Annotated in this window: 12 protein-coding genes; 3 read left to right on the top strand and 9 right to left on the bottom strand. The window is 72.6% G+C overall.

Going from position 1 to position 13,163, the window contains the following annotated elements:
* Nucleotides 1-245 precede the first annotated feature (245 nt).
* From OG393_RS28535 to OG393_RS28505, 7 genes are all read right to left on the bottom strand, one after another.
* Entirely contained in the window at nt 246-1,328 is a 1,083-nt protein-coding gene (locus OG393_RS28535) for an ABC transporter ATP-binding protein (protein WP_327377552.1), read from the bottom strand.
* Nucleotides 1,325-2,401, bottom strand: coding sequence for an ABC transporter ATP-binding protein (locus tag OG393_RS28530; RefSeq protein ID WP_327377551.1), 1,077 nt, complete (start codon nt 2,399-2,401; stop codon nt 1,325-1,327). The genes OG393_RS28535 and OG393_RS28530 overlap by 4 nt, the downstream gene beginning before the upstream one ends.
* 2 nt (nt 2,402-2,403) lie before the next feature.
* Entirely contained in the window at nt 2,404-3,390 is a 987-nt protein-coding gene (locus OG393_RS28525) for an ABC transporter permease (protein ID WP_327377550.1), read from the bottom strand.
* Nucleotides 3,387-4,355, bottom strand: a complete 969-nt coding sequence (locus tag OG393_RS28520) for an ABC transporter permease (RefSeq protein ID WP_327377549.1) — start codon at nt 4,353-4,355, stop codon at nt 3,387-3,389. Before OG393_RS28520 ends, OG393_RS28525 begins: the two co-directional genes overlap by 4 nt.
* Nucleotides 4,356-4,375: 20 nt before the next feature.
* The gene (locus OG393_RS28515; protein ID WP_327377548.1) at nt 4,376-6,124 is read right to left on the bottom strand and encodes an ABC transporter substrate-binding protein; all 1,749 of its coding nucleotides are present in this window, start codon (nt 6,122-6,124) and stop codon (nt 4,376-4,378) included.
* A gap of 718 nt (nt 6,125-6,842) precedes the next feature.
* Nucleotides 6,843-7,784: an ornithine cyclodeaminase family protein gene (locus OG393_RS28510; RefSeq protein WP_327377547.1), complete on the bottom strand. Its 942-nt coding sequence runs from the start codon at nt 7,782-7,784 to the stop codon at nt 6,843-6,845.
* The gene (locus OG393_RS28505) at nt 7,781-8,887 is read right to left on the bottom strand and encodes a proline racemase family protein (RefSeq protein WP_327377546.1); all 1,107 of its coding nucleotides are present in this window, start codon (nt 8,885-8,887) and stop codon (nt 7,781-7,783) included. Before OG393_RS28505 ends, OG393_RS28510 begins: the two co-directional genes overlap by 4 nt.
* Before the next feature lie 344 nt (nt 8,888-9,231).
* Between OG393_RS28505 and OG393_RS28500 the strand changes: the two genes are divergently transcribed.
* Nucleotides 9,232-9,672, top strand: a complete 441-nt coding sequence (locus OG393_RS28500) for a Rieske (2Fe-2S) protein (RefSeq protein WP_327377545.1) — start codon at nt 9,232-9,234, stop codon at nt 9,670-9,672.
* On the opposite strand, the gene OG393_RS28495 is transcribed toward OG393_RS28500, so the two are convergent.
* Complete coding sequence (locus OG393_RS28495) at nt 9,659-10,318, bottom strand: cysteine hydrolase (protein WP_327377544.1); 660 nt, start codon at nt 10,316-10,318, stop codon at nt 9,659-9,661. The two genes, OG393_RS28500 and OG393_RS28495, sit on opposite strands and share 14 nt — an antisense overlap.
* A 109-nt stretch (nt 10,319-10,427) precedes the next feature.
* On the opposite strand from OG393_RS28495, the gene OG393_RS28490 reads away from it, so the two are divergent.
* Nucleotides 10,428-10,895 (top strand): pyridoxamine 5'-phosphate oxidase family protein, encoded by a 468-nt coding sequence (locus OG393_RS28490; protein ID WP_327377543.1) that lies wholly within the window; start codon nt 10,428-10,430, stop codon nt 10,893-10,895.
* A 115-nt stretch (nt 10,896-11,010) separates the two neighbouring features.
* Here OG393_RS28490 and OG393_RS28485 read toward each other — a convergent pair whose 3' ends face one another.
* A complete protein-coding gene (locus OG393_RS28485) occupies nt 11,011-11,916 on the bottom strand; it encodes a LysR family transcriptional regulator (protein ID WP_327377542.1) in 906 nt (301 codons plus the stop codon).
* Between the two features lie 73 nt (nt 11,917-11,989).
* On the opposite strand from OG393_RS28485, the gene OG393_RS28480 reads away from it, so the two are divergent.
* Complete coding sequence (locus OG393_RS28480; RefSeq protein WP_327377541.1) at nt 11,990-13,111, top strand: DMT family transporter; 1,122 nt, start codon at nt 11,990-11,992, stop codon at nt 13,109-13,111.
* The last annotated feature ends 52 nt before the right edge of the window (nt 13,112-13,163 follow it).

The following is a 13,163-nucleotide window of genomic DNA, read 5'->3' as shown; positions in this document are numbered from 1 at the left end:
TGACCATGGGACAGGCCGCGGCTCAGGGATGGGCGCGGCACCGTCGGCGGGACGGCACACGCGTGTCGAATTGACATGCACACGACCAGTGCCATGTACCATTGCACAGGTCACATGGCGGTGGGAAGACGTCGAACCGAATCGGAGGTGTCTCCCGGGTGAGGCACGACGACCCGGCGGACCGGCCGCTCCGGCGACGGAGACGAACGGCCCGCGGGTGAGCGCCTCTCGGGAGTCCGGGTGGATCAGCCGCCCTCGGGGAAGTGGCAGGCGGCCTGGCGCGCGCCGGAACCCACGACGGCGAGGGAGGGGCGCTCGGTGCGGCAGACGGCCCGCGCCTTCGGGCAGCGCGGATGGAAACCGCAGCCGCTCGGCGGCGCGGCCGGGCTCGGTGGGTCCCCGAGCAGGAGAATCCGATCCCGCCGCCGCTCGGCGGCGGGATCGGGCAGTGGGACCGCCGACAACAGCGCCCGGGTGTAGGGGTGCGCCGGCGCGCCGTACACCTCGTGCTTGTCGCCGATCTCCACGATGCTGCCCAGATACATCACCGCCACCCGGTCGCACACCCGCTTCACGACGGACAGGTCGTGGGCGATGAAGAGCAACGCCAGTCCCAGCTCACTCCTCAGACGCTCCATCAGGTTGACGACCTGGGCCTGGACGGAGACGTCGAGCGCGGAGACGGGTTCGTCGGCGACGATCAGCCGCGGACGGGTGGCCAGGGCGCGGGCGATGCCGACGCGCTGCGCCTGCCCCCCGGAGAACTGATGCGGATGCCGATCCAGGTGCTCCGGGCTCAGGCCCACCAGTTCCAGCAGTCCAGCCGCCTCGTCCCGGGCGTCGCGCGCCGGGACCCCCTGCACCAGTAGCGGTTCGGCGATGATCCGGGCGACGGTCTGCCGGGGGTTGAGGGAGGCGTAGGGGTCCTGGAAGATGATCTGGAGGTGGCGGCGCAGGGGCCGAAGCTCGCGCGGGGACAGATGGGTGATGTCACGGCCGTCGAACTCCACGGTACCCGCGGTGGGTTCCAGCAGACGGACCAGCATCCGTCCGGTAGTGGTCTTGCCGCAGCCGGACTCCCCGACCAGCCCCAGGGTCTCACCCGCGGCCAGTTCGAAGCCGACACCGTCCACGGCGCGGACAGGGGCGGCGGCCCGGCCGAGGACGCGTCGGCCGGGGAAGGTCTTCGTGAGCTCGCGCACGGACAGCAGGGGCGCCGTCGTCTCGCCTCCGGCCCCCGGGACGGAGCCGGGACGCGTCGCCGGCGCGTCCCCCCTTCCCTCGGACTGTCCGTACGGTCGGACGGGCTCGGGCTGTACGCGGGTCATCGGGCCTCCTCGGCCGTTACGGGTGCGGCGCCGGGCGAGCCGGCGCGCGGCGGCGCCGCGGAACCGGCTCGCAGCGGCAGATGGCAGGCGACCAGCCGCCCCGCGGCCGGATCGCCCTGTGGCAGGGGCCGTTCCTCGGCGCAGCGGGCCCGGTCCCGCTCTGCCGCGCCGGCCGCCCGCGGGCAGCGGGGCGCGAAGGGGCAGCCCGGTATCGGCTGGACGAGCGACGGGGGACTGCCGGGAATGGCGCGCAACGGCGTGTCGTCGGGATCGTCGAGGCGGGGCAGGGAGTCCAGCAGGCCACGGGTGTACGGGTGCGCGGGGCTGTGGAACAGGTCGTCCGTCGGAGCCTGCTCGGCACCGCGCCCCCCGTACATGACGAGGACCTCGTCGGCGACGCGTGCCACCACGCCCAGGTCGTGGGTGATCATCAGGACGCCGAGTCCGCGTTCCTGCTGGAGCCGGGCGATCAGGTCCAGGATCTGCGCCTGGACGGTGACGTCGAGCGCGGTGGTGGGTTCGTCGGCGATGAGCAGTTCGGGCTCGCAGGACAGGGCCATGGCGATCACGACGCGCTGGCGCATGCCGCCGGAGAACTGGTGCGGGTACTCCCCCGCCCGGCGGGCCGGTTCGGGGATGCCGACTTCGCCGAGCATGTCCACGGCCCGTCTGCGGGCGACGCGCCGGCCGCTGCCGAAGTGGTGCCGGTGGGCCTCGGCGATCTGTTCGCCGACGGTGTAGGCGGGGTGCAGCGCGGACAGCGGGTCCTGGAAGACCATGGCCATCCGGCGTCCCCGCAGCCGGGCGAACCGGCGGTCGGTGAGGGAGACGAGTTCCCGCCCGGCCAGCTCGATCGATCCGCTCACCCGGGCCCGATGGTGCAGGCCCATCACCGCCAGGGAGGTGACGGACTTGCCGGAGCCGGACTCCCCGACCAGGCCGAGGGTCCGGCCGGCCTCGACGGTGAAGGAGACCCCGTCGACCGCCCGCACCGCCCCGGCGGGGGTGTCGAAGGCGACCCGGAGATCACGGACGCGCAGCAGGGCTGGTGCTGACGCAGTGGTGGACGGCACGGCTAGTTCCTCACCCTCGGGTCGACGACGGCGTACAGCAGGTCGATGACGACGTTGGCCGCCACGATGAAGAAGGCCGCCAGCAGGGTGACGCCGAGCACGACGGGCTGGTCGGAGCGTTGCAGGGCGTCGTAGAAGAGCCGGCCCACACCCGGGATGCCGAAGATGGACTCGGTGATGACGGCCCCGGCCAGCAGTGCGCCGAGGTCCATCCCGAAGAGGGTGAGCACCGGCATCACCGCCGAGCGCAGTCCGTGTTTGACCACGACCACACGTGCCGGCATGCCCTTGGCGCGGGCGGTGCGGATGTACGGCTGCGCCATGGCCTCGATCATCGAACTGCGGCTCTGGCGGGCGTACATCGCGGCGTAGAGCAGGGCAAGGGCGGTCCACGGCAGCAGCAGGTTGGCGGCCCACCCCAGCGGGTCGTCGCCGAGCGCGACGTAGCTCGGGTAGGGCAGGAGTCCGGTGAGCCGGACCAGACCGTAGAGGAGCATCACCGCGGTGAAGTAGACGGGCAGGGAGGCGGTGGCGACTGCGCCGACCATGAGAGTCCGGTCGAGCAGTCCCCCCTTGCGCAGGGCGGCGGTCACCCCGGCGCTCAGACCGAGCAGGAGCCACAGGCAGGCGGCCCCGAAGGCCAGGGAGGCGGAGACCGGCAGACGGTCCATCAGCAGGTCCCACACGGGCAGGGCGTTCTCGTAGGAGTAGCCGAGGCAGGGGAACCCGCACTGCAGCGCGTGGGGGCCGCTGCCCAGTTCCCGGCCGGCGAAGATGCCGACCAGGTAGTCGGCGAACTGCCGCCAGACGGGCTGGTCGAGGCCCATGAAGTGGCGCACCTCCGCGAGGCGTTCGGGGCTGCAGGTCTTGCCGCAGGCCGCCGCGGCGGGGTCCGCGGGCAGCAGGTAGAAGATGACGAAGGTGACGGCGCAGATCGCGAGCAGGACGCCGGCCACCCCGAGGCACCTGCGGACCAGATAGGCGATCACCGGTGTCCTCCCTGGGGATCGAGGATGTCGCGCAGGGCGTCGCCGAGCACGGTGAACGCGAGGACGGCCACGAAGAGGAAGACGCTGGGGACGACGAAGTACATCGGGTCCGTCTCGTAGTAGGCGACGGCCTCGGCGATCATCTGCCCCCAGGAGGGGGTGGGTGGGCGCACGCCCACCCCCAGGAAGCTGAGCGCCGCCTCCGTGCTGATCATTCCGGGGATCAGCAGGGTGGTGTACGCGATGATCGGTCCGGCGATGTTGGGCAGCACCTGCCGAGTGAGGATGCGCCACGGGCCGCTTCCGCAGGCGCGAGCGGCCTCGACGTACTCGCGGTGGCGCAGCGACAGGGCCTCGGCGCGCACCACCCGGGCGATGCCGGGCCAGCCGAAGACGCCGATGACGACGGTCATCAGCAGGACCCGGTTGACGTCCTGGGCCACCGACATCATCGCGATCATGAAGATGAGGGAGGGGAAGGACATGGTCAGGTCCATCAGCCTGCTCAGTACGGTGTCGACGCGGCCACCGAAGTAGCCTGCGGCGATACCGGCGACCGTGCCCGTGGCGACGACGATCGCGGTGGCGGTGAAGGCGATCAGCAGGGACACCTGGGCTCCGTGGACCACCCGGGCGAACAGGTCGCGTCCGGTGACCGGTTCGACGCCGAGCCAGTGCTCTGCACCCATGCCGCCGAGCCGGCCGCGGGGCAGTCCACCGAGGTAGGGGTCGACGGCGTCCGGGTCGAAGTCCGTGGGCGACCAGCCCCCGATGCCGCTGAGCAGGGGCGCGGTGAGGGCGATCAGGATCAGCGAGGCGGCGGCCGTCAGGGCGACCCGGCTGCCGCGGTCGTCCCACAGGCGGCGCAGGGCTGCGCGCCGGGGGGCGTCGGGCGGGACCGGGCCGCCGGTGCCTTCGGGTGCGGGGGTGCCGGGCGGTCCGGCGGTCCGGGTGGCCGGGGCCATGGCGGCGCGCCCTCGTCCCCTCACCCCTGGCTCCGGGACGGGTCCTTGAGGCCGATCACCGCGAAGTCGAACTGCCCGGTCCAGGAGGCGTGTCCGAAGGCCCCGGCGATGTTGTCGCCGACGAGCAGCGGTTTACGCTCCCACAACAGCGGGACCGCCGGGGACTGGCGCTGGATCATGGTGTCCAGCTCGATCCAGGCGGCGTCGGCGTCGGCCGCGTCGGGCATCGCGGCGATCTCGTCCATGCGCCGCTCCACGGCCTTGTCGCGGAACTGGGAGACGTTGCCCTGGTTTCCCTTGGCCTTGATGGTGCGGCCGTCGAAGACGAACGGCAGGAACGTGGCGCCGGACGGGTAGTCGGGGCACCATCCGCTGATGGCCATGTCGGGGGAGTTGGCGGTGTCGCCGATGGTGTCGTAGTAGACCGAGGGGTCCACGGTCTCGATCCGGAGCCGCACGCCGGCCTTGGACAGGCTCTGCTGGAGAGCCTCGGCACGGGTCTTGTCACCCGTGGACACCGTGATCGTCGCGTCGAAGCCGTCCGGCTTGCCGCCTTCCGCAAGGAGCTTCCTGGCCTTGTCCAGGTCGCCGGTGGCGGAAGGGGTGTGGACCGGTTCGGTGGCGTGGCGGCCGGTGAGGGACGGCGGCAGGTAGCCGGTGGCGATGTCGTTGAGGGCCGGTCCGCCGTTGGCGGTCACCTGGGCCTGCTTGTCCACGGCGTACTGCATGGCCTGACGGAGCTTGAGGTTGTCGAAGGGCGGGCGGGAGGTGTTCAGGGCGAGCATGTCGGTGCATCCGGTCCGCTCGGCGGACAGCCGCGCCTTGACGTCCTTCCGCGGCAGGACCTTGGCGATGCTGGCGGGTTGCAGGTCGGACCATTCGACCGCGGAGGCGTCCGCTCCCGCGCTCGCGATGATCCGGTCGTCGATCTGACCGCCCTTGAGGCCCTGGACCACGACGATCCGGTCGGGATACGCCTTGCGCACCGGGTCGGTGGCCGCGTCCCAGTGGGGGTTGCGCACCAGCACCATCTTCTTGCCCCGCGCGTAGCTGTCGACGCGGTACGGCCCGGAGGAGAAGGGACGCAGGTCGTACTGGACCCCCTTCTCCCGCGACTCGGGCACCGGGGAGAAGGTGGGCAGCGTGACCGTGGAGGAGAACTCGGCGACCGGTCTGCGCAGCGAGAAGACGATGGTGCGGTCGTCCGGAGTGCTGATCGAGTCGAGGTGCTCGCCCCGCAGAGGTCCGGCGTACCCCTCCGCGTCGGCCAGGTATCGCTGGGCGTAGTCGGGCCCGCCGGCGAGGTCCGGGGCGAAGGAGCGCTCCACGTTGTACTTGATGTCACGGGACCGGATCGGGGTGCCGTCCTCGTACCTGAGGCCGGCCTTCAGGGTGAAGGTCCAGGTACGGCCGCCGTCGGCGGAGGTCCCGAGGTCGGTGGCGAGGTCGGGGACGATCTCGCTGCCCGGCGCGCCGGGCGCGGCCCGGAAGGTCGTCAGGGTGCGGTAGAGCAGCCGGGTGCCGAAGTCCATCGTCGGCATGACCCAGTTGCGGGCCGGATCCAGGTGGGCGAAGTCCTGGTTGGACAGCACGGTCAGGGTGCCGCCCCGCTTCGGCGTGCCGCCGATGACGGTGCCGGTCCCGACGCCTGGCTGCCCGGTGGCCGGAGCCGCGTCGTCACCACCCTGGGAGGTCGTGCAGGCGCCCAGCAGGGCCAGGGAGAGCGAGGCGCTCAGGGAGACGGACAGCACTCTGGTGTGACGGGGCATGAGGCACTCCTCGGTACGGGAAGGTCACGGCCGGCACGGGGCGGGCCGAACGGTCCGCACGTGCCGGTGGGGTCGGGCTGTCCGTGCTCCGGACAGCCCGGGAGGGTGTTGCGGCGGATCGGAGCGGGCCGGAGTAGGCCGGATTCGGGCGGAGGCCGCGGGAAGGGCCGCACTGCGTGACCCGTAACATAGTAATGTGAAATTGCACAGCCAAGGAGTCGGCCACCCTGTTACCGAACCGTGTCCATCGAGAGCGATTCCCGCTTCGCCCCTCCGGGGTGGCCCTCGTCGCCGACGGTCGCGATGCACAGCCCCGCGGCCGGGTCGAGGCCCGGTCCCGGCCGGGACCGGACGCACTGCCACAAGGGCGGGAGGATGCCGGGGCTCACGGCTCGACCGATCTCGGGGGCAACGTGACATTTCATCTTGGTACAGATCCGGGAAAGGGAGCCCGTGAGCGAGCGGACAAAGCGCTCGCGGTTCCACGGACTCACCGAACCTCTCCCGCGAGGGCGCGCCGGTCGCCTCGGCGCGCGAGCACACCGCGCTCCTGGACCTCATGATCGCCGGGGCGCCGAGGAGCACATGCGCCACCCTCTCGCGCAGGTCCGTACCCTGTGGGTGGCGTGAAAGCGGGACCAGGCGGCCGGACGCGCGTCCCCGGGCCACGGGCTCGGCACCGGCTGGTCCCGTCCCGCCCTCGGCCGGGCGCCGCCGGTCAGTTCCCGTCCCCCGCGGACGCCGCCTTCAGCCGGTACGCGGCCGTCGCGACGACCAGGTCCTGCCAGGCCATCCCGCACGTCTTGACCACCATCGGGCGATCGGCGGGAACGACCGCCCGGGAGTCACTCAGCTCCGCCAGGGTCCTCAGCGAGGCCGGGGTGAGGGCTCCCTCGTCGAGGGCCATCATGACGTCGCCCGCCTCGCGGAGGGCGGTGTCGCGGCTCTCGACGACGACGGTCGCACGGCCCATCAGCCCGCTGTCGAGCTCCCGCGCGGCCGGCTCGTGGGATCCGACCGCCAGGACCACGGCGTGGTCCGCCACCAAAGCCCCGTCCAGCACCGGCTCGCGGGCGGACGTCGCCGTGACGAGGACGTCAGCGCGCGGCACCAGAGCCGTCGTCCGCGGGTCGTCCGCCGCCGCGTGCCGGTCGGCCCATCCGGGGACGGGGCCGCCCCGTCGGGTGACGAGCGTGACGTCGGCGACCGGTGCGTGCGCGCGGACGGCGGCGACGTGCCCCCGCCCCTGCGGACCTCCTCCGAAAACGACGAGGCGCAGGCCCTCGCGGGCGGCCGCGAGCGAGCGCAGCCGTTCCAGGCAGGCCGCGACCGAGACGGCCGGGGTGCGCAGGGTGGTCAGTGCCACGCCGTCCAGGAGGGCGACCGGGGTCAGGGTCGCGCTGTCGTGCAGGAGGTACGTCGCGTTGATCCGCCGCAGTCCGCGCCGCGTGTTGCCGGGGGCGACGGTGGCGACCTTCACGCCGAACCAGCCGCCGGACTCCGAGGGCATGAGCAGTCCCTGCCCGTGGACCAGCGGGAGTACCACGCGCGGCACCTCCCCCTCAGGATCGAGGCCCCCCGCCAGTGCCTGACGGACCGCCACGACGGCACCGGCGGAACCGAGGGCGCGCACGTCCCGTGCGTCGAGCACCGTCGTCATCGGAGCGTGAATCCGGGGACGAGTGCGTCGTCGGGGTCGACGGTGAAGCGACAGGTCGCGGTGGCGTACGTGGTCCCCGTCACCGCCGGGACGACCGCGGAGAGTCCGTGGGCCGTGGCGCTGCGCGCGATCCGGGCCCGGAAGACGGAACCCACCACCGACTCGTGCAGCAACTCGTCGCCGAGGCGCAGCTCCGCGGCGTCGGCGAGGAGGGCGACCCGGGCCGCGGTGCCCGATCCGCACGGGGAACGGTCGACCTCGCCGTCCGCGAAGACCGTGACGTTGCGGTGGTACAGCCGCCGGGTGCCGTCGGGCAGGCGCTCCGGAGGGCGCGCCTCCTCGGTGAACACCGTCCCGTAGACCCCGGACAGACGGGAGTCCGCCGGGTGTTCGGCGGCGCGGGAGGCGTTCAGCGCGTCGCGGATCTCGCGGCCCGCCGCGATGAGCGAGGTGACGTCCGCCGGCCGGACCCGCAGACCGATCCGTGCCGCCGGGAGCACCGCGTACATGGCGCCGCCGAAGGCGATGTCGACGACGACGCCCCGCGCGGTCGCCACTTCGACGTCACGCGCGTGAACATGGCAGGGAACGCCGGTGAACGTCACGTCCGCGATCCGGCCGCCGACCGTACGGACGCTCGCCGTGACGCGGCCGGAGGGGACGTCGATCACGACGTCGGTCTCCCCGTCGGCGGAGGCCGGTACCAGGCCCGAGGCCACCGCCCACGCGCCGAGGGCCATCGTGCCGTGGCCACAGGCCGTGGAGAATCCGTCCTTGTGCCAGAAAAGGGCCCCGAGGTGGGCGGCTTCGTCGTCGGGCGGTACCAGGAACGCCCCGTACATGTCGGCGTGGCCCCGGGGTTCACGGCACAGCAGGGCCCGCGTCCACTGGGCCTCGGCGTCGGCGACGGCGACCGTGCGCCGCTCGGCGACGCTGAGACCGTCCCGGGTCAGGGCCGACGGAGCCGCGGGCACGATCCGGAAGGGTTCGCCCCCGGTGTGCCAGTCGATCGTCTCGACGGACGCCGGACCCGGCCGTCCGCCCGACGCGCGCGCTCCGGACGCGTCCCGTGACTCCGCGCGCCTGTTCCCGTCCGCTGTCATCGCCGTCTCCGGTTCCTCTGGGGTCGCCCCTGTGGTGCGCCCGAGGCCGGGGCTTCCGGTCCGTGTCCGGTCTCGCAACGACCACGACCTCGACCTTCAGTGAAATGTCACATGTCATGGCACCCTATCGTTCGGGCTCCCGGTGGACAACGCCGCCTGGCACCGGAGGGAGTCGCCCGGCGAGCGGCGGGGGCCGCGTCGTGCGGCACGGAACGGCCTCCGCCCGGACGGACAGGGCCCGTCGCCGAAATTCTCCGGGGGCCGTGAACGCTACGGCCCGCCCCCGCGTACCTTCTGCTGACAGAGTGATCAGGTCGATGCGAACGGAACGCAAGGGGAGCGGTATGAGCGGAGTGGCACGTCGGACGGTCGTCTCGGCGGCGGGCGGCATGGGTGTGGTGGCCGTGCTCGGCGCCTGCGGTGGCACAGACGACAAGCCCGGCGGCTCGGGCGGGACGACGGGCGGGGCCGACGGCGGCGCGGGGGGCCAGGACACGGGCGGGCCGATCGCCAAGACCTCGGACATCCCGGTGGGTGGCGGCAAGGTGTTCGCCGACCAGGGCGTGGTGATCACCCAGCCGACGGCCGGTACCTTCAAGGCGTTCTCCTCGAAGTGCACCCACCAGGGCTGCGCCGTCAGCGGTGTGAGCGACGGGGTCATCAGCTGCCCCTGCCACCAGAGCCTCTTCGACGCGTCGGACGGCAGCGTCAAGGGCGGTCCCGCCCCCAGCCCGCTCCCCGCGGCCCCGATCAAGGTCGAAGGGGACTCGATCACGCGCGCGTGACACGCCGCCGCCCCCTCCAGCAGTCCAGTACCTCGCCGGTGGTGGAGACGGTGGCGACGAGCGCGAGCGTGTGACGGATCATCGCGGGGGTGTAGTCGGCCGGCACCCCCGCGATCGCGTCACCGGGTACGACGACGGTGTAGCCGAGGTTGACCGCGTCGAACACGGCGTTGGGAACGGCGACGTTGGCGGAGACGCCGGTGACCACCAGGGTGCGGCAGCCGAGGTTGCGCAGCAGCGGGCCGACGTCCGTCCCGGCGAGCGGCGACAGTCCGTGCAGCCGTCGTACGACGAGATCCTCGGGGGCGACCTCGACCGGTTCGGCGATCCGGACGGCCGTGCTTCCGCTGTGCTGCCGCACCGGCAGCCGGGCCGCCGCCCGGAACAGCCGCGCGTTGTCGTTGGACCCCCGCCCGTCCGGTCTGCGCTCCGCGACGGCGTGCATCACCTGCACGTCGACCTCGTGGGCGGCCCGGACCAGCCGGGCGATGTTGGACAGGGCGCCCGAGGAACGCGCCGCGGCGGCGAGTTCGGGCAACGCACCGGTCCGGCCGACGACGCCCTCCTGACATTCGACGGTGAGCAGCACCGTGGTGGCGGGGTCGAGTTGCTCGCGCAGGCGTTCCCGCTGGGCGTGGGTGGTCATCGTCTCCCCCTCAGTACTCCGGGCGGGCGAGGGTAACCACCCTTGCCCGTGGAGGGAAGAGGCCCCATGCTTGCTGACGAAACATCAGAAAGCGTCAGGGGAGGCCACGATGACGGTCGCACAGCGCCGGGGGCGCCGGATCATGATGACTCCGGCCGAGCTCGACACCTTCCTCGCCGAGCGGCGCACCTGCCGGGTCGCGACCGTCTCCGCGGACGGCCGACCACACGTGGGCGCGCTCTGGTACGCCTGGGACGGCACTTCGCTGTGGCTGTACTCGATCACGCGCAGTCGGCGCTGGACCGAGCTGCGCGCCGATCCGCGGATCGCGGTGGTCGTGGACGACGGCGAGGAGTACGGCGAGCTGCGCGGCGCGGAACTCTCGGGCACCGCGGTCTTCGTGGGCGAGGCGCCGCGCACGGGCGAGTCCTGCCCCGAACTCGACGTGCCGGAAAGGCTCTTCGCCGCGAAGAACTTCGGCCTGGAGGAGATGCCGCACGACGGCCGGCACGCCTGGCTGAAACTCACCCCGGACGCCGTCGTGTCCTGGGACTTCCGCAAACTGGCCGGAGCCTGAGCGGCCCGGACGGGCGGCAAGCGGTGCCGGTCAAGGGCCGGCGCCGAGGCGGGAGCCGGGGCTGAGAGCCGGTCGGGGGGCCTCCGACCGGGCGGTCACGCCCCTGGCACGCCGCTCAGCTGTCCAGAGGGGCTCCCGCCACCCGCAGCGCCTCCACCGCGGCCCGGATGGACGGCCGCCGGTCGGCGTCCGTACGCCAGGTCGCGTAGATGTGCCGACGCATCTTCTGCCGTACCGGCACGAACGCCACCCCTTCCGGGACAGGACCGCGTCCGAGCCGTGGAGTCACACAGACGCCGAACCCCGCGGCGATCAGGGCGAGCTGGCTGTGGTGCTCCCCGGCGAGGTGGGCGATGCGCGGTTCGATGCCCTGCGATCGCAGGGTGAACACCAGCCAGTCATGGCAGAACTCGCCCTCCGGCCAGGACACCCATTCCTCGTCACCGAAGTCCTCCAGGTCCACCACCTCGCGGCCCGCCAGCGGATGCCCTTCGGGCAAGGCCACGTCGGCGGCGTCATCGAGGAGGTGGACACGTTCGAGACCCGCGGGCACCGGCGCCCGCTTGTTGCTCCAGTCCAGGACGATCGCGAGGTCCGCGTCCCCCCGCAGCACCTCCCTGATACCCCGCTCAGGCTCCAGTTCGGTGGTCCTCACCCGCAGTTCGGGATGGGCGACGCGCAGCGCCCCGAGCGCCCCCGGGAACAGGCCGCGGGCGGCCGTCGGGAAGGCCGCGATCCGGACCTCGCCCACCACCTGTCCGCGCTGCGCCTCGATGTCCGACTGGGCCAGCTCCACCTGCGAGAGGATGCGTGCCGCGTGCTCGGCGAGAAGCAGGCCGGCGTCGGTGAGCCGCACGCCCCGGCCGTTCTTGGCGAGGAGCTGCTGGCCGACCTCGCGCTCCAGCTTGGACAGCTGCTGCGAGACGGCCGAGGTCGTGACGTGCAGGCCGTCCGCCGCACCGCTCACCGAGCCGTGCCGTGCGACGGCGTCCAGCGTCCGCAGGCGCTCCAGATTCAACATGTAAGGAATACTAAGGCAACACCTCCATGAGGTCTCGCTTGTCCTACGACATGGGAGGCGTCAGTCTGAGGGCATGAGTTCCGCCACCCCGTCCGGGTCCCTCTCCCGCCCGCCGCGCGCCGCCGGCCGCCCGCGCATGCTGAACTGGCGTGTCCGCTTCGGCGTCCTGGCCCTGATCTGGGGCTTCAGCTTCCTCTTCATCAAGGTCGGCACGGAGGGTTTCGCGCCGTTCCAGGTGACCTTCGGCCGTCTCTTCTTCGGTACGGCGGTTCTGGCCGTCGCCATCGTGGCGAAGCGCGAACGCCTGCCACGCGGCGTCCGCACCTGGGGTCATCTCACGGTAGCCGCGTTCCTGCTCAACGCCCTGCCGTTCTCGCTCTTCGCGTACGCGGAGCTGTCGGTCCCGTCCACGCTCGCGGGCATCTGCAACGCCACGACGCCACTGTGGGGCATGGTGCTGTCACTGGTCGCGCTCTCCGAGGACCGGCCGACGCGCGTCCGGGCGGCCGGTCTGGGCATCGGCTTCGTCGGTGTGCTGACGGTGCTGGGCGCCTGGCAGGGATTCTCCGGCCTCGACGTCGCCGGCACCGCGATGGCCCTGCTGGCCTCGTTCAGCTACGCGGTCGGCTGGATCTACGTCCGCCGCACCTTGTCCGCCACCGGCTCCTCCCACCTCTCCCTCGCGGGCTCCCAGGTGGGGCTCGCGACCCTGCAACTGGCCATGGTGACTCCCTTGTTCACCTCGCTCCCGACCTCCTTCGCGCCGGTACCGCTGCTGGCGGTGCTCGCGCTCGGCGCCCTGGGGACGGGGTACGCGATGCTGCTCCAGTACGGACTCGTCGACGAGGTCGGCCCGACCACGGCCGCGATGGTCACGTACTTCATCCCGGTGATCGCCACGGCCGCGGGCGTCGCCCTGCTGGACGAGCGGCTGGCCTGGAACACTCCGGTCGGCGCCGTGATCGTCCTGGCGGGCGCCGCGCTCACCCAGACCAGGGTGCCGCGCGGAAAGCGCGCACAGCGGGTCGTCCTGGCGAGCACTCCGGACGCCGCCGCAAGCGCCCCGGCCTCGCTCACCGCGACCGCCGCCGACCTCGCGCCCGCCACGGTCACGGTTCCCTCCGGCCCACCTCCGGTCCCCGCGGCGGCCTCCGGCACGGGCGGCCGGAGGCCGTCGGCGACGGACGGCGGCTGACCCTCCCACGGCCGGGCACGCTCGGCGGCGGGCCGCCGGGCGCACGCTCTCG

Origin of the sequence: Streptomyces sp. NBC_01216 (genome assembly GCF_035994945.1) — a bacterium.
Classification (GTDB): Bacteria; Actinomycetota; Actinomycetes; order Streptomycetales; family Streptomycetaceae; genus Streptomyces.
Note: the sequence above shows the minus strand (reverse complement) of the source record. Positions and strands in the feature narration are given on the sequence as shown.

What these genes read in the sequence shown, in the direction of transcription:
- OG393_RS28535 (WP_327377552.1), bottom strand. Translation starts at nt 1,328, where the DNA reads ATGACCCGCGTACAGCCCGAGCCCGTCCGACCGTACGGACAGTCCGAG.
- OG393_RS28520 (WP_327377549.1), bottom strand. Translation starts at nt 4,355, where the DNA reads ATGGCCCCGGCCACCCGGACCGCCGGACCGCCCGGCACCCCCGCACCC.
- OG393_RS28515 (WP_327377548.1), bottom strand. Translation starts at nt 6,124, where the DNA reads ATGCCCCGTCACACCAGAGTGCTGTCCGTCTCCCTGAGCGCCTCGCTC.
- OG393_RS28510 (WP_327377547.1), bottom strand. Translation starts at nt 7,784, where the DNA reads ATGACGACGGTGCTCGACGCACGGGACGTGCGCGCCCTCGGTTCCGCC.
- OG393_RS28505 (WP_327377546.1), bottom strand. Translation starts at nt 8,887, where the DNA reads ATGACAGCGGACGGGAACAGGCGCGCGGAGTCACGGGACGCGTCCGGA.
- OG393_RS28500 (WP_327377545.1), top strand. Translation starts at nt 9,232, where the DNA reads ATGAGCGGAGTGGCACGTCGGACGGTCGTCTCGGCGGCGGGCGGCATG.
- OG393_RS28495 (WP_327377544.1), bottom strand. Translation starts at nt 10,318, where the DNA reads ATGACCACCCACGCCCAGCGGGAACGCCTGCGCGAGCAACTCGACCCC.
- OG393_RS28490 (WP_327377543.1), top strand. Translation starts at nt 10,428, where the DNA reads ATGACGGTCGCACAGCGCCGGGGGCGCCGGATCATGATGACTCCGGCC.
- OG393_RS28485 (WP_327377542.1), bottom strand. Translation starts at nt 11,916, where the DNA reads ATGTTGAATCTGGAGCGCCTGCGGACGCTGGACGCCGTCGCACGGCAC.
- OG393_RS28480 (WP_327377541.1), top strand. Translation starts at nt 11,990, where the DNA reads ATGAGTTCCGCCACCCCGTCCGGGTCCCTCTCCCGCCCGCCGCGCGCC.